23 protein-coding genes are annotated in these 17700 nt (G+C 56.2%); 9 read left to right on the top strand and 14 right to left on the bottom strand.

Annotated elements, in window-relative coordinates; genetic code table 11:
* Nucleotides 1-43: 43 nt before the first annotated feature.
* Nucleotides 44-676, top strand: a complete 633-nt coding sequence (gene aat, locus ACR0B0_RS18825; protein ID WP_480649100.1) for a leucyl/phenylalanyl-tRNA--protein transferase — start codon at nt 44-46, stop codon at nt 674-676.
* On the opposite strand, the gene ACR0B0_RS18820 is transcribed toward aat, so the two are convergent.
* The 6 genes from ACR0B0_RS18820 to ACR0B0_RS18795 form a co-directional block, all read right to left on the bottom strand.
* Nucleotides 631-999, bottom strand: a complete 369-nt coding sequence (locus ACR0B0_RS18820; protein ID WP_480649098.1) for a DUF2155 domain-containing protein — start codon at nt 997-999, stop codon at nt 631-633. The two genes, aat and ACR0B0_RS18820, sit on opposite strands and share 46 nt — an antisense overlap.
* Nucleotides 996-1448, bottom strand: coding sequence for an outer membrane lipid asymmetry maintenance protein MlaD (gene mlaD, locus ACR0B0_RS18815; RefSeq protein ID WP_170379185.1), 453 nt, complete (start codon nt 1446-1448; stop codon nt 996-998). Before mlaD ends, ACR0B0_RS18820 begins: the two co-directional genes overlap by 4 nt.
* A gap of 12 nt (nt 1449-1460) precedes the next feature.
* Entirely contained in the window at nt 1461-1844 is a 384-nt protein-coding gene (locus tag ACR0B0_RS18810) for an NADH:ubiquinone oxidoreductase subunit NDUFA12 (protein WP_170362565.1), read from the bottom strand.
* A 79-nt stretch (nt 1845-1923) separates the two neighbouring features.
* Nucleotides 1924-2286 (bottom strand): RidA family protein, encoded by a 363-nt coding sequence (locus ACR0B0_RS18805; RefSeq protein WP_170362564.1) that lies wholly within the window; start codon nt 2284-2286, stop codon nt 1924-1926.
* 62 nt (nt 2287-2348) lie between these two features.
* Entirely contained in the window at nt 2349-3614 is a 1266-nt protein-coding gene (clpX, locus tag ACR0B0_RS18800) for an ATP-dependent Clp protease ATP-binding subunit ClpX (RefSeq protein ID WP_170507477.1), read from the bottom strand.
* A gap of 134 nt (nt 3615-3748) precedes the next feature.
* Nucleotides 3749-4381, bottom strand: a complete 633-nt coding sequence (locus ACR0B0_RS18795) for an ATP-dependent Clp protease proteolytic subunit (RefSeq protein WP_170326811.1) — start codon at nt 4379-4381, stop codon at nt 3749-3751.
* Nucleotides 4382-4691: 310 nt separating this feature from the next.
* Between ACR0B0_RS18795 and ACR0B0_RS18790 the strand changes: the two genes are divergently transcribed.
* Nucleotides 4692-5033, top strand: a complete 342-nt coding sequence (locus tag ACR0B0_RS18790; RefSeq protein ID WP_170351344.1) for an ArsR/SmtB family transcription factor — start codon at nt 4692-4694, stop codon at nt 5031-5033.
* Between the two features lie 12 nt (nt 5034-5045).
* Here ACR0B0_RS18790 and ACR0B0_RS18785 read toward each other — a convergent pair whose 3' ends face one another.
* A complete protein-coding gene (locus ACR0B0_RS18785) occupies nt 5046-6113 on the bottom strand; it encodes a zinc ABC transporter substrate-binding protein (protein ID WP_480649095.1) in 1068 nt (355 codons plus the stop codon).
* Between the two features lie 95 nt (nt 6114-6208).
* Here ACR0B0_RS18785 and ACR0B0_RS18780 point away from each other — a divergent pair, with 95 nt between their 5' ends.
* From ACR0B0_RS18780 to ACR0B0_RS18765, 4 genes are all read left to right on the top strand, one after another.
* Nucleotides 6209-6688, top strand: coding sequence for a Fur family transcriptional regulator (locus tag ACR0B0_RS18780; RefSeq protein ID WP_170362560.1), 480 nt, complete (start codon nt 6209-6211; stop codon nt 6686-6688).
* A gap of 26 nt (nt 6689-6714) precedes the next feature.
* Nucleotides 6715-7434, top strand: coding sequence for an ATP-binding cassette domain-containing protein (locus ACR0B0_RS18775; RefSeq protein WP_480649123.1), 720 nt, complete (start codon nt 6715-6717; stop codon nt 7432-7434).
* Nucleotides 7434-8228 carry a metal ABC transporter permease gene (locus tag ACR0B0_RS18770; RefSeq protein WP_170398827.1) on the top strand — a complete coding sequence of 265 codons (795 nt, stop codon included), beginning with the start codon at nt 7434-7436 and terminating at the stop codon, nt 8226-8228. The genes ACR0B0_RS18775 and ACR0B0_RS18770 overlap by 1 nt, the downstream gene beginning before the upstream one ends.
* Nucleotides 8229-8303: 75 nt before the next feature.
* Nucleotides 8304-8441 carry an entericidin A/B family lipoprotein gene (locus tag ACR0B0_RS18765; protein ID WP_082643663.1) on the top strand — a complete coding sequence of 46 codons (138 nt, stop codon included), beginning with the start codon at nt 8304-8306 and terminating at the stop codon, nt 8439-8441.
* A gap of 1110 nt (nt 8442-9551) precedes the next feature.
* Here the strand turns inward: ACR0B0_RS18765 and ACR0B0_RS18760 are convergent.
* The 6 genes from ACR0B0_RS18760 to lepA form a co-directional block, all read right to left on the bottom strand.
* A complete protein-coding gene (locus ACR0B0_RS18760) occupies nt 9552-10001 on the bottom strand; it encodes a hypothetical protein (RefSeq protein ID WP_170351349.1) in 450 nt (149 codons plus the stop codon).
* A 178-nt stretch (nt 10002-10179) separates the two neighbouring features.
* Complete coding sequence (locus ACR0B0_RS18755) at nt 10180-10665, bottom strand: hypothetical protein (RefSeq protein ID WP_480649093.1); 486 nt, start codon at nt 10663-10665, stop codon at nt 10180-10182.
* A gap of 131 nt (nt 10666-10796) precedes the next feature.
* Entirely contained in the window at nt 10797-10976 is a 180-nt protein-coding gene (locus ACR0B0_RS18750; RefSeq protein ID WP_170362555.1) for a CTP synthetase, read from the bottom strand.
* Nucleotides 10977-11075: 99 nt separating this feature from the next.
* Nucleotides 11076-11396: a hypothetical protein gene (locus tag ACR0B0_RS18745; protein ID WP_480649091.1), complete on the bottom strand. Its 321-nt coding sequence runs from the start codon at nt 11394-11396 to the stop codon at nt 11076-11078.
* 613 nt (nt 11397-12009) lie between these two features.
* Complete coding sequence (locus ACR0B0_RS18740; protein ID WP_480649089.1) at nt 12010-12864, bottom strand: hypothetical protein; 855 nt, start codon at nt 12862-12864, stop codon at nt 12010-12012.
* A complete protein-coding gene (gene lepA, locus ACR0B0_RS18735) occupies nt 12857-14656 on the bottom strand; it encodes a translation elongation factor 4 (RefSeq protein WP_170351354.1) in 1800 nt (599 codons plus the stop codon). Before lepA ends, ACR0B0_RS18740 begins: the two co-directional genes overlap by 8 nt.
* Nucleotides 14657-14819: 163 nt before the next feature.
* Between lepA and ACR0B0_RS18730 the strand changes: the two genes are divergently transcribed.
* From ACR0B0_RS18730 to ACR0B0_RS18720, 3 genes are all read left to right on the top strand, one after another.
* Nucleotides 14820-15926: a Hint domain-containing protein gene (locus ACR0B0_RS18730; RefSeq protein ID WP_480649087.1), complete on the top strand. Its 1107-nt coding sequence runs from the start codon at nt 14820-14822 to the stop codon at nt 15924-15926.
* Nucleotides 15923-16228 (top strand): hypothetical protein, encoded by a 306-nt coding sequence (locus ACR0B0_RS18725; protein WP_480649085.1) that lies wholly within the window; start codon nt 15923-15925, stop codon nt 16226-16228. The genes ACR0B0_RS18730 and ACR0B0_RS18725 overlap by 4 nt, the downstream gene beginning before the upstream one ends.
* 66 nt (nt 16229-16294) lie before the next feature.
* Nucleotides 16295-17236 (top strand): LysR family transcriptional regulator, encoded by a 942-nt coding sequence (locus tag ACR0B0_RS18720; protein WP_170414383.1) that lies wholly within the window; start codon nt 16295-16297, stop codon nt 17234-17236.
* On the opposite strand, the gene ACR0B0_RS18715 is transcribed toward ACR0B0_RS18720, so the two are convergent.
* On the bottom strand, nt 17233-17676 hold the full coding sequence (locus ACR0B0_RS18715; protein ID WP_170379235.1) for a low molecular weight protein-tyrosine-phosphatase: 444 nt from the start codon (nt 17674-17676) through the stop codon (nt 17233-17235). The genes ACR0B0_RS18720 and ACR0B0_RS18715 overlap by 4 nt on opposite strands.
* Nucleotides 17677-17700: the final 24 nt, after the last annotated feature.

The raw sequence follows: 17700 nt of genomic DNA, 5'->3' as shown, positions 1-17700 counted from the left end.
TGGGGGCGAAGGGCTGCAATCCTTCGCCCTTCGAGCATTCCGCATGAGCCTTTCCCCGGAACTCTTACTACACGGCTATTCCATCGGAATTTTTCCGATGGCTGAAAACCGCGACGCACCAGAATTGTTCTGGGTTGATCCCAAGTTCCGCGGAGTCTTTCCCTTGGATGGATTTCACGTCTCGCGCAGTCTGGCACGCCGCATCCGAAATTGCGGGTTCTCTGTCACCATAGATCAGGATTTTACCGGGGTGGTCGACGGCTGCGCAGATCGCGCCGACACCTGGATCAATGCCGAACTTCGCGAGCTTTACATACAAGTTCATCAGTCAGGCTATGCGCATTCTCTGGAAGTTTGGGAAAAGGATCAATTGGTTGGCGGTGTTTACGGCGTTACATTGGGGGCTGCATTCTTTGGGGAAAGCATGTTCTCACGCCGAACAGATGCGTCAAAAATCGCGCTGGCCTATCTGGTGGACCGACTGCGCCAAACCGGGTTTCGGCTGTTTGATACGCAGTTTCTGACAACTCATCTGGCGTCCTTGGGTGCAATCGAAATTCCGCGCTCGCAATACCGTCAGGACTTGGACGAGGCATTGAACGCCAACGCAGATTTTACCACGCCTTTGGTTCAGTCGCCCGAGGGTGTAATACAGCGGATCACCCAGACGTCATAGCGTGCATGATCCAGCGCGTTCAGGGCTGGAGACGTTGCAATCATCCAGCCGTCAAACAATTGATCCGACTTACCTTTTTCCCAGATCGTCAGATAGGCAAACGCATCACCTGTCGGGTTATCGACAGGATAGCGGCAATCCCCCAATGCAACATCCAGACCGAATACCTCTCCGGTCTGACCGTTTTGCATTTCGACATCGACGGTTTGGCCGCTGACTTTGTCCAGGCCCCGCAGGATTGCTCCGGGGGCGGATTGAACCTTTTCCTGAGCTGATGCGCCAGAGGCGACCAGCAGCGCAGCGATCAGGGCGAAACGCCTCATTCGCTGCTATCCCCGGCCACGAATTTGACCAGTAGTGAGATCAGGCTCACCGCGCCTTGGGTATCTTCGACCTGATCGCCCGGCTCGAAATAGAAAGGCGAACCACCGGGCATCACCTCAACGAAATTGCCGCCCAGCAGCCCTTCGGAAGAGATCACGATGGCGCTGTCATCAGGCACCAGAATACCGTCCCGGATCGTGAATGTCGTGTCCGCACGATAGGTGTCTGCGTTTAGGGTAACACCGGTTACCGTGCCGATCTTGACCCCGGCCAGACGTACATCCGTGCCGACACCGACACCTTCCAGCGACCGGAAGGAAGCCCCCAGTTGATACCCTTCACCGCCTTGCGACAGACCGGTGGATTGGCTTGCATAGACGCCGAAGGCAACGGCACAGGCCAATACGGCCCCGCCGACAAGAACTTCGGTCACATTATAAGTAGACATTGCTCGCCTCGTTTATTCCGGGCTCCAGGCCTCATAATCTTTGCGCTCGATCGGGTCTTGCCGACGCAGAGATCCCGCGGGTGCATAAGCCAGTGCGGTACCCGTCAGGTTTTCTTGATGGGGCTTTTCCCAGGATTTGTGCTGTAACGGTTTGTCGGTTGGCGGCTCGTCCCAGGTACGGTGCAGCCAACCGTGCCAATCCGGATCGATCCGGCTCGCCTCGGCTTCGCCGTTGAAAATCACCCAGCGCTTACTGTCATCGGCGTTTTGGTAGAACACGTTGCCTTCGTTGTCCTCACCGACCTTGACGCCCTTGCGCGCGGTATAAATCTGCGTGTTCAGAGTGGCCCCGTTCCACCAGGTTACGGCCCGCAATAGCGTGTTCAGGATTCCCATCGGCTGCCTCCGGTATTTCTGTCCCCGCAGATATGGACCAAAGGCACGCCAAGGTCCAGTGTCACAAAGGCTGCACTCACTATTCCGGCAAATAAGCCGTTACTTCGATTTCGATCCGGAATTTCGGATCAATCAAACCGCATTCGATCATGGATGTGGCCGGAGGGTTTTCTCCGAAATACTCTCGCAAAATCGGCCAGCAGGGTTCAAATTCGGCACGGTCCGGTAGCATGTATGTTACGCGAACAACATCAGCAAAGCTGGCCCCAGCCTCGCTCAGGGCTTTTTCGATTGTCACCAGTGCTGCACGACATTGTTGGGTCACATCATCGCCCTGCCCGACCGTCCCAGCCACATGAACCCAGCCACCGGCTACCACCGCACGGCAGTAGCCTATTTTGGCTTCGAATTCTCCGCCCGAGGAGATACGTTTGATCGTCATGATGCCTCCAAAAGAAAACGGCGCGGTCCATGCCGCGCCGTGTTTGCTAATTCGTTTTGAACTTAACCGGCCGAGGCCGATTCCGCCGCGTCCGCGTAGATAATCAGCGGCTGCTTGTCGGACGACACAGCCTCTTCGTTGACCACAACCTCAGTCACGTTTTTCATGCCGGGCAGTTCGAACATCGTGTCCAGTAGGATATCTTCGAGGATCGAGCGCAGACCCCGCGCACCGGTTTTCCGTTCGATGGCCTTCTTGGCAATCGATTTCAGCGCATCGTCGGTAAACGCCAGTTCGGCATCTTCCAGTTCGAACAGGCGCTGATATTGCTTCACCAGAGCGTTCTTGGGCTTGGTCAGAATGGTAACCAGCGCGTCCTCATCCAGATCTTCCAGCGTTGCCAAAACCGGCAGACGACCGACAAATTCCGGGATCAGACCGAATTTCAGCAGATCTTCGGGCTCCAGATCTTTGAAAATCTCGCCCACACCGCGTTCATCATTGTCACGTACGTCAGCACCAAAGCCCATGGCCGAGCCCTTGCCACGTTGCGCGATGATCTTGTCCAGGCCCGCAAACGCACCACCGCAAATGAACAGGATATTCGTCGTATCCACCTGCAGGAATTCCTGCTGCGGATGCTTACGACCACCTTGCGGCGGAACACTGGCCACGGTGCCTTCCATCAGTTTCAGCAGCGCCTGCTGAACGCCTTCGCCCGACACATCGCGCGTGATCGAGGGGTTTTCGGACTTGCGTGTGATCTTGTCGACTTCATCGATATATACGATGCCGCGCTGCGCGCGTTCGACATTGTATTCGCTGGCTTGCAGCAGTTTGAGAATGATATTCTCGACATCCTCACCCACGTAACCGGCTTCGGTCAGCGTGGTGGCATCTGCCATGGTGAACGGTACGTCCAGAATTCGAGCCAATGTCTGCGCCAGCAAGGTTTTACCGCAACCGGTTGGGCCGATCAGAAGGATGTTGGATTTCGCCAACTCAATATCGCCACCCGCCTTTTGGGCGTGGTTCAAACGCTTGTAGTGGTTGTGAACCGCAACCGACAGAACCCGTTTGGCCGTCGCCTGACCGATCACATAGTCGTCCAAAACCTCGCAGATATCTTTCGGTGTCGGAACCCCGTCCGAGGACTTCAGACCGCTGGCCTTGGTTTCCTCGCGGATGATGTCCATGCACAGTTCGACGCATTCATCGCAGATAAACACGGTCGGTCCGGCAATCAGCTTGCGCACCTCATGCTGGCTCTTGCCGCAGAAGCTACAGTAGAGCGTGTTCTTGCCGTCACCGCCTGAATTCGTCGCCATGTTCTACCTTTCGGGCTTCGTCCCTGCGGCCCATCCTGAACCGCGCTTGCCACCTGTTGGTGCAGCTTAGGCCAGCACCGAGACGGCTACAATCTCAAAATGCGCCCCCGCACCACCGGCCCGGGGGCTTAAACTCAGGCCTCGTCGCCGTCCAATTTGGCGCGGTTTTCAACGATTTCGTCGATGTGACCCCAATCTTTCGCCTCTTCCGGGCTCATGAAATTGTCACGATCAAGTGCTTTTTCAACTGCCTTTTTGGTCTGGCCCGTATGACGCACGTATATGTCATAAAGGCGATCCTTCAGTTTCTGTGTCTCGGCTGCGTGAATCATGATGTCGCTGGCCTGACCCTGATACCCGCCGCTGGGCTGGTGGACCATGATGCGGCTGTTGGGCAGCGAAAACCGCATGCCTTTTTCGCCACCAGCCAGCAAAACCGACCCCATCGAGGCCGCCTGACCGATTACCAATGTCGAACATTTCGGCTTGATATACTGCATTGTGTCGTAAATCGACAAACCCGAGGTCACCACTCCACCTGGCGAGTTGATGTAGATCGAGATCTCTTTGCTGGGGTTTTCCGCCTCAAGATGCAGCAGCTGCGCCACGACAAGATGGCTCATCCCGTCATGGATCGGGCCGTTGATGAAAATGATCCGCTCTTTCAAAAGGCGCGAGAAAATATCGTAGGCCCGTTCGCCCCGGCTGGTCTGTTCGACCACCATTGGGACGAGCGTATTCATATAGGTATCAACTGGATCGAACATTCTGAACCTGCCTGCTTTGCTATGGATCGGGACATTACCCGAAGAAACGTTACCCGAGTCTTAGTGTCGCCATCGGGGGGCTGCAAGGGGGACCGGATACTTCACCCCCTATCGCCGTGTTTTAAGGCCCAATCCCGCTGTCGCCAAAGTTATCGCGGTGATGTCCATCAAATCTCATCGCTGTCACATCACATCATTTTGATCCGTGCATATGGAAATACATGATCATAATATGTAACCAAACATAACGCGTATCGGATCCGCTCAAAACAACACCCACCCCGCTTACGCGTAGAAAAGGAAACAAACGATGGCCCTTCCCCAGCTTTCGCAAAATATGCCTCCCGAGTCGTTCGACAAGATGGTCAACAACGCGACGCGCGCGTCGAATTTTCTGAAAGCCATCAGCCATGAGGGTCGCCTGATGATCCTGTGCCACCTGGTGTCTGGCGAAAAATCCGTGACCGAATTGGAAGAATTGTTATCGGCGCGTCAGGCTGCCGTGTCCCAGCAATTGTCGCGCCTGCGCCTTGAGGGGCTGGTGACGCCCCGCCGCGAGGGCAAGGCGATCTATTATCGTCTGGCGGATGACCGCCCGCGCCGCATGCTGGAACTTGTCTACGACATGTTCTGTGGCGAGGAAAAAGGCTGAACTTTCAGCTTTTTACGATCCGTTGGCACAGGCCTGATAACCGTCGACCAATGCGCGCAGCAAATCCGTATATTGATCTGCGCCAGGGTTAAGGGCCACGCCGATCGGATCCAGATGATAGATTGCGGCGCCCGTTCCCTCAATCGCAGTTTTCACCAAACGAGTGTCGTATTGCGGTTCCGCAAAGGCGCAGACGATCTGATCTTCGGTAACTTTTTCCTGCAGGGCGGCCAGACGCGCGGGTCCCGGCGCCGAGGCGTCGCCCAAGCTGACGGATCCAGAGGTTTCCAAGCCAAAGCGCTTTTCGAAATACTGATAGGCATCATGGAATGTGATGAAGCTGCGTGCCTGCATGCCGCTTAAATCAGCAGCTATTTCATCCTGCAAGCCAGCCAGTTCGGCATCGGCGGCCTGTGCATTGTCTCGATACTGTTGCGCGTTTTCCGGATCAGCGGTCGCCAGAGATTCCGCGATTACCTGAATCCAAACCCGCGCATTTTCAGGGTCCAACCAGGCATGCGGATCAATTCCGTCATGGTCATGGTCATGACCGTGATCGTCGTGGCCTGCGTGCCCTTCTTCGTGGTCGTCGTGGCCTTCATGTTTGTCTTCGGCATGATCGTCATGACCATCATGATCGTCGTGGTCGTCATGATCAGAATGGTCGTCATGCTTGGCGTGGTCATCGTGATCATCGTGATCATCATGATGATCCTCTTCATGACCCTCTTCGGTAACATCGCGAAAATCGTACAGAACTGTTCCATCTGTATCCAGCAAAGTCACAAGCTGCGCATCCTCGGACAATGCACTCAGTGGCTTGGCCATCCAGGGAGTCAGCTCTTCGCCGACCCAGAACACCACATCCGCCGATTGCAATGCACGTGCCTGAGAAGGCCGCATCGCGTTACTGTGCGGCGAAGCACCCGGCGGGATGATCAGATCTGGCGATCCTACCCCATCCATGACGCGTGCCACCAAGGAATGAACCGGAGCAATATCAGTGGCGACCTTTGGGGCTTCGGCTGCAGCTTGACCTGCCAATCCGGCACCAATTACATAAAGGGAAAAACGGATCATGCGCACTCCAAGATGATATGTTATCACATTCTTTGGGCGCTTGATAAGCCTGGTGTTATAACATATCAAGCAGAAAATACCCGGAGCGCATCACCATGAGTACAGTTGGCTTCAGACAACACGACCACACGCATTGCGTTCATACAGCTCTGGCTCAGGCCGACGCAAAGTGCAAAGCGCAGCGCCTGCAATTCACACCGGTCAGGCGCCGCGTACTTGAGATTCTGCTGGAAAAACATCGGGCAATGGGTGCCTACGACATCCTCAGCGTCCTGTCCGCCGAGGGGATGGGTTCGCAACCGCCCGTGGCTTATCGCGCACTGGATTTTCTGGTGCAGAACGGGTTTGTCCACCGGATCGAACAACTGAACGCCTATACCGCCTGCGCCCACCCGACCCATGACCATATTCCGGCCTTCCTGATCTGCCGATCCTGCAAAGCTGTAGCCGAAACTGAAACCGAGCTGACGCAGGGCCGTTTGGGCGCTGCGGCCAGCACCTCGGGGTTTCGGATCGAGCGGGTTGTGGTCGAAGCCGAAGGTCTGTGCCCCGAGTGCATTGGGGATCAACCGTGACAAAAACGCTGATCTCTCTGAAGGACATGTCCATTCGCGTGGATGGCCGAACCATTCTTGAACATGTGAACGCCTCGGTTTACGAAGGCGAGATTGTCACGATTGTCGGACCAAACGGATCGGGCAAATCGACCCTTCTGCGCGCGATGATTGGTGCGGTCTCTCCTGCCCAAGGCACCGTGCAACGCGCGCCAGGCCTGCGTATCGGTTATGTACCCCAGAAACTGGCGCTTGATGCGGCCCTGCCGATGACAGTCCAGCGGTTTCTAGGTCTTCCCAAGCGCATCTCGGCCCGCGACGCCGTCAATGCATTAGACATTGCCGGGGTCCCCGACCTTCGCAGCAGGCAGATGACGAAACTGTCCGGTGGCCAGTTTCAACGCGTTCTTCTGGCGCGTGCTTTGCTGGAAAATCCGCAACTGCTGCTATTGGACGAGGCGACACAAGGGCTTGATCAACCCGGTGCGGCTGCGTTCTACCAACGGATTGAGCAGGTTCGCCGCGATTTGGGCTGCGCGGTCGTGATGGTCAGCCACGACCTGCATGTGGTCATGGCGGCCTCGGACCGAGTGCTGTGTTTGAACGGACATATATGCTGTGAAGGTTCGCCCAACACTGTCGCTGACGCACCTGAATACCGGGCATTGTTCGGCAGCGGCACCAAGGGAACCATGGCTTTGTATCAACATAAGCACAGCCATTCCCACCATCACGATCACCATCACGCACAGGACAATACCAACTGATGCTGGACGATTTTATGGTACGCGCCGCCCTTGCAGGGGTTGGCGTTGCAATTGCGGCGGCCCCTCTGGGTTGTTTCGTGGTTTGGCGTCGCATGGCTTATCTGGGCGAGGCGACCGCGCATGCCTCGGTTTTGGGGGTTGCGCTGGCGCTTGCGTTTTCGCTGCCCTTCCTGCCTGCTATTGTCGCTGCCGCTTTGGCCATGGGTCTGACCGTGACGCTGCTGCGTGGTAAGGGTTTTGCCATGGACACGTTGCTGGGCGTCATCGCCCATACTGCACTGGCAGCCGGATTGGTCACCGTAGCCTTGTTGGCGGATGTCCGACTGGATCTGAACGCCTTTTTGTTCGGCGACATCCTAGCCGTTACCAAAACCGATTTGACGACAATCTGGGTTGGCGGCACATTGATCCTTGCCCTAATGATCTGGAGGTGGTCGGCCTTGTTGGTGGCCACGCTCAACCCGGACCTGGCCTACGCCTCAGATATCGACCCAAAGCGCGAAGAAATGTGGTTGACCGTTGCCATGGCTCTGGTCGTGGCCGTTGCAATCAAGGTGGTTGGCGTTCTTTTGATCGCAGCCTTGCTGGTAATCCCTGCGGCGGGTGCGCGGTCTTTGGTCAGAACACCCGAAGCCATGGCGTTCTACGCCGCGATCATAGGCTCTGTGGCCGCATTGGGCGGGCTGTGGGGCGCGTATCTGGCCGACACGCCAGCCGGGCCCAGCATCGTTTGTGCGGCGGCTTTGATCTTTGTTGCAACCGCGCTGTTTGGTCCGTTGATCCGCAAGGAATAATACGGGACCCAAAGCTCTGGTTCCGTTCGGGAAAAACTGCTACGCAACACATAACTGACACAAATGGAGACACCGATGACCCGTGCAATTCTGATTGGCCTGGCCCTGTTCACCCTCACCGCTTGTGAAACCGCAAAGGGCGCTGGCAAAGACATCGAGAAAGCAGGCGACGCGATTCAAGGCGCGGCCACGGACGTGCAGGAAAACCTGTAAACCACTCCATTTATTGCTGGCTCGAGGCAGGAACCGCAACATATAGTTGATACCGGCCACGATCCGCAGTAAACTGCGGATCACAGGTGCATAGACGCGGTATTGCATTTCTGACAACACGACGGGGTTCTTGTGTACACACAAGAACCCCGTTCCCTTTTTTAAAGGGGATAGAGTGGCAGTCTGTTTCAAGCCAATGTCCGGCAAAAGGAAAAGGCGTCAGGTGCGCAGACGCGGTCCATGCATGCATCCTTGCGGATACTCCTGACGCCTTGCCGGGTCGACACGTCCGAGGAACGTCCCGAGCCAGTTGCCCCGGCCCCCTAAAGGGCCAAAGCCGCTGCGTCGTACCTGCTGGCACCACACAGCACGCGCCGACCTTCTGAGAGGGTAATCGCCTGATCCAAAGTCGAAACCTAGATCAGCCATTTGCCCACCGGTAAATCATTGCAACGAAAAACAAATCCTAAAATCCGCTCTCATCGCTCTGACCCCCTGGCCTTTGCGCCCCGCTTAGGTTCCGAAGAACCGTTGCAGTAATCAGACTGTTACATTCGGACCTGTCTCGAACAAGAAAATAGCACTGCAGCATGAAAATTAGACGGGGATAAGATGTTGATATGTGCCGGGAAGCTTATGTGGATAACTCTGGAAACTTCGAAGTGCCACTGGCTTGGCGGTGGAAAAATAAAATCATCCGACAATAACGCAATTTTGCAGTCTTTCTGCGAGTGCAAAGGCCATTAATCGGTCAAATTAGTAACAACCGTGAGATTCACCGATCCCCAGAGGCAAGTTTCCAAGAATCGATCCCACTTTTCGCAGCGGACATAATGTGAGTTTTGGGTCGAGCGCCATTGCCCACTTTCTGCAATACCGCGCTGAAGGATCGCGAAACCCGGCTGGCCTGTACCGAGGAACGCCGCTTTTGGGCATAGACCAATCCGAGCCCTGTTGCAGGTGGCACCATCACCGCCCGACCCGCCCCCTCACCGAGGGGATCATAGTTCCGCTTTTTGAGAAGCGCTCCGACCCGATCAGGATTACCTATTACGTGCTGCAACAAACCGCAGCCAGTACCCCCTACAGACCGATCGGGCCGGAAACGCTTCAGTTCACCTGACGTTCCAGAACGGTGCTGTAAGTCGTTCCGTTACGCAGGCTACGGAAATCCGCATAGATCTTTCCATCTTCGTACCGGGCGTCGATCAACGCGTTTGCGCCGATGATCATGGGCGAGGTTTCGATGATCCCGATACTTCCCGAACCGTCCAGGCTGATGGTGCCAGTGGCCTCATTTTCGTTCCACTCGGCATCGCCTTCACGACGCCATTTGCTGGGTCCCCAGAACACGTTGTCTTCCTGAATCTGGACATCCAGCATCCATTCAGCCTGATTGAACCTGGGCTCATCGCCGCGTTGATAATGGCTTGGTGAAACGGTTGTGTACGAGCCCAACCAAGTACCGCGCAGATCAGGCGCGGTATCGGCCAGCGCGGCCGTACCAAGGGTGAGGGTCGTGGCCAGAGCGGCTGCTCCGGCAGTCATGTATCTGGTCATTGGCTCTCTCCTTCTGTCGGGCCGATGCTGGCCTGCTCAACAGATTGGAAGGGCGCGATCCAGTTACAACTTACCTGAGGGAAACTTCATGATTGGTTCATGGACCCCTTAGACATCCACAGCGAACGGGGGCACGTCAAACCCCGCACCCCTGTCGCAAGCCTTTGTGAAGATTGATCTATTCGATTGCGATACTACCTGTGATCGTATTCACAAACTTCTTGGTGTCAGGATCGGTCAGCGACGAAAAACTCCCGCCCCCGGTTGCGCTGGCCCAACTGCCCGAACCGCCCGAGACGGTCCAGTCGCCCGTCAAAGCCCCATCCGCACCAAGGCCCGTGGCCGTCCAGGTCATCACCGCCTTATCGCCCGAGGTGGTATCGAACACACAATTCCCGGTGCCCGAGACCGCAGCCCCGTTGACCAGCAGCGCACCGAAGCACGAACCCGTTGCCCCCTCCAGCGGGTGCCCGGCGGTAACTTCGAAACTGTCATAGTCGGTCTGCGTTTTGACCACGGCGTTCCCGTCCGAGATGCCATAGACCTGGTTCGCGTTCGTCCCCATGCCCTTGGCTGCGGCGTCATAGGTCTCGGCCTGGGCCAAACCTGCGGACAAGCCTAGGGTCAGAACTGTGGCTGCGGTCGTCGTTAAGAATTTGTGCATAATAACCTCTCATTTCTGAGGGTCAGGCGTTGCAGGCACCCGAAGAATAAAGCCGCCCAAACGCGGTCCCCCGCGGACACAATAACAGATTGAGATGTGTGCGTCTAAAGTGGGGAACTATGCACCATGGATCAGCTTTCGAGCTTGCGGGCCACCAGATACGAAACCGGGAACGCCGCCACAAACCCCACGACAGCTGCGACCAGAATATGCGTCGCCGACGTGTAACCCATTGCCAAAACCGCAATTACAGCGGACCCGGCAAGGGTGGAACCAAGAAAGATGTGAAGGATCAGCATCAGGGTCAGCATAGGGTGCCTCGTTTTTCCAGTCTGTTTTCGCGCACACTAAAACCAAGCTTGAGGGTGGTCCTTGATCTGGGTCAGAATAAGTGGAAGTTCGAGGCGCGATCAGGCCCATGCCAAGGCCGTGCCGACCAGGACTAGGCCAATCCCGGCGACTTCGCGACCAGAGAAGTTTTCGCCGAACAGGAAGTAAGAGGCGATGGCGATCAGGATGACCTCGGCCCCCAGAATGCCGGTATAGATGATGCCCAACCGTTCCTCGCGCAGCGCGGCAAGCTCCAGTGTCGCCCCGGCCAGCAGGGTTGCAACGATCAGCAGGCCGAGGCCCACGCCGGGGAGTTTCCACCAGAACTTCATCGCGATCATGGCCACGGAATAGAGGCCCGCCGACCCGAGGGCGATGATGGGGATCAAGGATGTGGACATCTGCACCTCCTGCCGAGGGTTCCGTTGGGTCAAGTGTAGCAGGAGGGTGCGGTTGGGGCTGTGAGGTGGGTCACAGTGTGGGTGATGGGTTGAAAACCCATCCTACGTAGGGTGGGTTTTCAACCCACCAATCCACCCGTAGAGCGGGCTTCAGCTCGCCATCTCCATCCGATTAATGCGCGTTGGCTCGGCCAGGCGAATGGCGGGCTGAAGCCCGCCCTACGGTTTCCGTTTGAAAAGATACAGGTAGGATGCACCTACAATTACGGCAGAACAAATTGTATCGGCGATGTACCACGGTTCATAATGTGTCCAGCGGTAGGCAACGACGCCAACCACCCAAAGGCACACGAGAGCGAATTCGATTTTGGGGTTATTCCTGAACATACTCGCGAAACGTTCGATCTCTTTGACTGGAATTGCAACCGGTAGTGTAGACGGCCAATCAGCAGAGCTGAGGGCAGCGCCGGCCCGAGGGGAGGCGCAAACGCGCCGCCCGTTTTGCCGGAGGCAAACCTACGGTTTGACGGGGGCGGGTCGGCGCGGCCCGGCCCGGCGGTGCCGCTGGGCGGGTGAATACAGTATTTCCTACCATGCAAGGCCTGAGCTTATTTCAGTGTTTTTGACCAATCGAATCAAAAGAAGAATAAGGTAAGAAATATGCAGACACAGAGAAATGGGGTATCGGGTTAATAACAATACCTCGACCATCGCCGACGATAACTCCTGCAGAGGTCACGCCCAACAAAGATGATATCCTTTCCTGCCCTCCAACGCCCACAGAAATACTTGTATCGAGTTTTTCGGCGAAGTTCGCAACACCCGCAAAAAACACGCAGGCAGCAAAATAGATGAGCGCAAATCCTGCATATGCTCGATATACTCTTGATGCTGTCATCACTTGAGTGTTCTGAGGTGTAGCAAAGTTTCGGCTTAGCTCAACCTTGCTTACCAGCATCCAAGTAAGTGGAGCTGACACAAGGCATAACGGTATGAACCAAAGCGAATGCCATCCAACAAATAGAAAAGAGAAAACCAACAATCCAATCGAAAATGTCATTACTAATCGCTGCCTGCGAACCCAGCGAGCCAATAACTTTACATTCAAACGTGCATGTCGATCCAACTTCGACGTGTAGGCAGCAACGCCAAAGACTTTTTCGATGAAACCAAATACTGGAGGAATTAGGTCAGATGGTTGAAACTTGGACGTTATCAACGTGAACCGTAACACTAGCAATATCACACGTGCTAAAACAGCCGCTAAAGCAAGATTAGCAAAAAACTCAAAAGTCAAAGTGGAAAAAAAGTAGGCATCCAGAAATGGTCGCAGCGCCACCGGGATGTTCAACAAAAATCCAAATAGAAATATGTTGGAATAGCCGAATAGCGCAAGAACCGAAGAAACTACGAATATTACAGGATGCAGCGTAACCCATTCGAACATTTTGTTGACTGGGCTATCCATCCATCTTCAGCGCAGAAATAAACGCCTCCTGCGGGATATCAACCTTCCCGAACTGGCGCATCTTTTTCTTACCCGCTTTCTGCTTGTCCAGCAGCTTCCGCTTCCGCGTCGCGTCCCCGCCATAACACTTCGCGGTCACGTCCTTGCGCAGCGCCGAGAGGGTCTCGCGGGCGATGACCTTGCCTCCGATGGCGGCCTGGATCGGGATTTTGAACATGTGGCGCGGGATCAGGTCCTTGAGCTTTTCGCACATCGCCCGGCCCCGCATCTCGGCCCGGTCGCGGTGAACCATGGTCGACAGCGCGTCGACCGGTTCGTCATTCACCAGCACCGACATCTTGACCAGATTATCCTCGGTGTAGCCGGTCATCTGGTAATCAAACGAGGCATAGCCCTTGGTCACCGATTTCAGGCGGTCGTAGAAGTCGAAAACGACCTCGTTCAGCGGCAGGTCATAGACGACCATGGCGCGGCTGCCCGCATAGGTCAGGTCCAGCTGGATGCCACGGCGGTCCTGGCAGAGTTTCAGCACGTCGCCGAGGTATTCGTCAGGCACCAGAATGGTCGCCTTGATACGCGGTTCCTCGATATGGTCGACCTTGGAGGGGTCGGGCATATCAGCGGGGTTGTGCAGCTCGATCATCTCGCCGTCTTTCATGTAGACGTGATAGATCACCGACGGCGCGGTGGTGATGAGCTCGATATCGTATTCGCGTTCGATGCGGTCGCGGATAACCTCAAGGTGCAGAAGACCGAGGAAGCCGCAGCGGAAGCCAAAACCAAGGGCTGCCGAGGTTTCCATTTCGAAGCTAAAGCTGGCATCGTTCAGGGCCAGTTTGTCGATCGCGTCGCGCAGGTCTTCGAATTCGGAACTGTCGACGGGGAAAAGACCACAGAACACCACCGGCTGCGCGGGTTTGAAGCCTGTCAGGGCCTCTTCGGTGCCGTTACGGTCATTGGTGATGGTGTCACCGACGCGGGTGTCGCGGACCTGTTTGATCGAAGCGGTCAGGAAGCCGATCTCACCGGGGCCGAGGCTGTCGACCATCTCCATCTCGGGGCGGAAGACACCGACGCGGTCGACATGGTGCAGGGTGTTGTTCGACATGAACTTGACCCGCATGCCCTTTTTCAGCGTGCCGTCCATGATACGGACCAGAACGATGACGCCCAGATAGGCGTCGTACCAGGAATCCACCAGCATCGCCTTGAGCGGCGCGTCCAGATTGCCCTGCGGTGCGGGCAGTTGCTGCACGATGGCTTCCAGCGTCTCGTGGATGCCCTGCCCCGTCTTGGCGCTGACCTGAATGGCGTCGGTCGCGTCGATGCCGATGACGTCTTCGATCTGTTCGGCCACGCGGTCACAATCGGACGCGGGCAGATCGATCTTGTTCAGCACCGGCACGATCTCATGATCGGCGTCGATGGCTTGATAGACGTTCGCCAGCGTCTGCGCCTCAACCCCTTGGGTCGAGTCCACAACCAGTAGCGAGCCCTCGACCGCGCGCATGGACCGGCTGACCTCATAGGCGAAGTCCACGTGGCCGGGGGTGTCGATCAGGTTCAGCACGTATTGCTCGCCATTGTCGGCGGTATAGTCGATGCGGACCGTGTTGGCCTTGATGGTGATGCCACGCTCACGTTCGATATCCATGCTGTCGAGCAGCTGTTCCTTCATGTCGCGATCCTTGACCGTTCCGGTCTCTTGGATGAGCCGGTCAGCAAGAGTGGATTTGCCATGGTCGATATGCGCGACGATGGAGAAATTGCGGATATGAGCGAGGTCTGTCATGGGTTGGGATATGTCCGGAGATTTGGGTCTCGTCAAGCCGTGAAGCGTTGCAGCATAGGCGCGCAGTGGGTCTTTCTACCTAAATGCATTTACCCAGTATTTGCGAACGGATAGGATTATGCCGTTGATTGGCCCGAACACTAACGAGAAAGCAGTTTAAACGTTGGCCGACTATTCGATTTTCGTTCTTGGTGAAAGCCAACTGTCGATCACGGTGCCTCAGGGGTTGGACGGCATCACTCAGGGCACGGGCATACATTTGATCGGGCAGACGATCACGATTGACTCTCGCGCGGCGACCGAGGTCTTCATCACCGACGCGGGAAGCGACACCAATTTTGCCGACAACGATGGAAATCAGCGTTTGGATGGCGACCAGACGATAGACGGCACGCTATTCACCGACGGCACGCGAGTTGAGGCTGAGTACGGCATCACCTTAACAGATGGAGTGAACACTTGGCAGGCGGTCGCGTTCAACGTAACCAACTCTTCTCCGGCATACGGAACCGTTGAGGGGATTGCCTTTATCGGAGGGCCCGGTCAGTTTCCCCCCGCTGGCGTGCCCTTGACCGTTGTCAGCACGCAGGAAGGCCCGAGCTTTGATGAAAGCGAATATGTTACACCGATCTGCTATGATGCTGGAACTTTAATTGAAACGGAACAGGGTCACCTGCCAATCGAAGCACTGAAGCCGGGTGACAGGGTTTGGACACAGGATGATGGGTTTGTTTCGGTGCAATGGACGGGTGTCCAGGATGTCATTGCTGCAGGCCGCTTCAAACTAGTGAAAATTCCCGTTGGCGTTCTATCCAACTTTGCCCCGCTCAAAGTCTCCCAGCAACATAGGATATTGATTTCACATCCATTGGCCGAGTTGTTGTTCGCAGAGAATGAAGTTTTTGTCCCCGCCATAAGCCTTGTGGATGCCGGTATCGCATATCTGGCTACAGATCGAACGGCCCGCTTTCATCACTTTTTACTGGAACGGCATAACGTCGTCCGGGCGAACGGCGCAGCCTCCGAAAGTCTGCTGGCCGCATGTTTGGCGGATCAGCCAAACCCGGACAGGCTATTTTTTCCCGAACTCACGGGGCGTGTTATGGAAACAACAGACACGGCAAGACTGGCCTTAAAACGCCGTGAGGCCGCATTTTTGCTCCAATCGCTGTTGTCCATTGATCCGCAAACCCGATTGATTCATACTCCGCCGCAGACCGAGAGGGGCGTCAGATCACTCCGGGCAGGCAAAAACGAGGCAAGAGCATGAAAAAGTTCCTCCTAATCGCACTATGTGCCACATCTCTGACGGCGATAGCACCAGTCGAAGCTGCGCAGATCAAACAGGCGTGTCTGGCGTCTGATCGTACAGCCGCGACACGGGATCGATGCAACTGCATTCAACGCGTGGCCAATCAGGCATTGACCCGCAGCGATCAGAAAACCGTCGCGAAGTGGTTCACCGACCCCCACCAGGCGCAAGAGTTGAAGATGTCGCAAACTGCGCGCGATGATGCGCTGTGGGATCGGTATCAGAACTTTGGCCAGATGGCACAGGCGATCTGCAGCTAAGGCATTCTGAATCCTTGACCTGATCCGTCCTGCGCCCCAGAAAAGGCGCAGCGAAAGGTGTATCCAATGGTAATGAAAGGGCTGACCCTGCGTGGGCTCGAAGTGTTCGAAGCCTTGGCGCGGACGGGATCGGTGGCGCAGGCGGCCGAGATCACCGGGCTCAGCCAGCCTTCAGTGTCACAGCAATTGCGTAATCTGGAAAACGCTCTTGGCACCGAATTGGTGGATCACGGACGACGCCCGATGCGGCTTACCCAGGCCGGGCACAGCTTTCTGGCACGAACCGAGTCAGTTCTGGCCGAGCTGCAAATAGCACAAAGCGAGTTGACCGTGATGGACCTGGGGCACCTCACCACTTTGTCCATCGGGCTGATCGACGACTTTGACAATGACCTGACGCCTCGATTGGCGACCCTATTGGCCGACAGCCTGACACGGTCGAATTTCAAGCTCATTACCCTGCCCAGCCTGGATCTGTTCGCCGAGTTGGAAGCGCAACGCCTGCACCTGATGGTCTCGGCCCATTCCGGCGAAGTGCTTGAAGGTGTGGTCGAATATCCCTTGGTCCGCGACCCATTTATTCTGGTGACCCCCAAGGGGGTCGACAATGCCACGCAGGACCTGCCCTTTCTGCGCTATGCCCGTGAACAGCTGATCAGCCGCCAGATCGAGTCGCATCTGGCGCGGCAGCAACAGAAATATGAGGAACGGTTCGAGATCGGTTCGCATCTTGCCTTAATGGCCATGGTCGCACGCGGGTTGGGCTGGGCGATCACAACACCGCTGGGCTATATGCGGGCAGCGCGTTTCCACGACGCGCTGGCGGTCCATCCCGTACCATTCGGAGAGTTTTCGCGCACAATTTCCCTGTTCACGCGCACCGATTGGTCCGATCAGGTTCCACAAGAGGTCGCGGGCATGATGCGTCGCCTTATGCGCAATCAGATCGTCGACCCGGCGTTGGTGCAACTGCCATGGCTGACGGATAAACTGAAAGTAATGGGCTAGGCCCGCAGATGCGCTTGAAGCCCTTCAACGGCAGCTTCGATTAGGTCCAGCGCCCCGTCGAAATCACGGGTGTAATACGGATCGGGTACATGATCGGCACCCGTTTCGGGTGCGAAATCGGTGAGCAACTGTACAGGGGTAGTGCTCCCAGCGGGGCGCAACGCCTCGATACTTGCAATGTTTTTGGCGTCCATACCGATGATCAAATCGAACCGTTCGAAATCCTCGGCTACAAACAGCCGGGCTCGCAGGTCGCTAAGGTCAATTTCGCGGGCCTGTGCCGCTGCCTGCATCGGCCCATAAGGCGGATTACCAATATGCCAACCCGAGGTTCCGGCGCTATCGGTGGTGTGATGCGGCGCGCGGGCGCGAAACACGCCTTCGGCAGCAGGAGAACGGCAGATATTGCCGAGACAGACAAAGAGGATACGGTGGGTCATGGGCCAAGGTGTAACGCGAAGGGC

The sequence above is a fragment of the Ruegeria sp. BA12 genome (genome assembly GCF_056539625.1).
The sequence above is the reverse complement of the archived record's forward strand: the minus strand, read 5'-3'. Positions and strand labels throughout refer to the sequence as shown.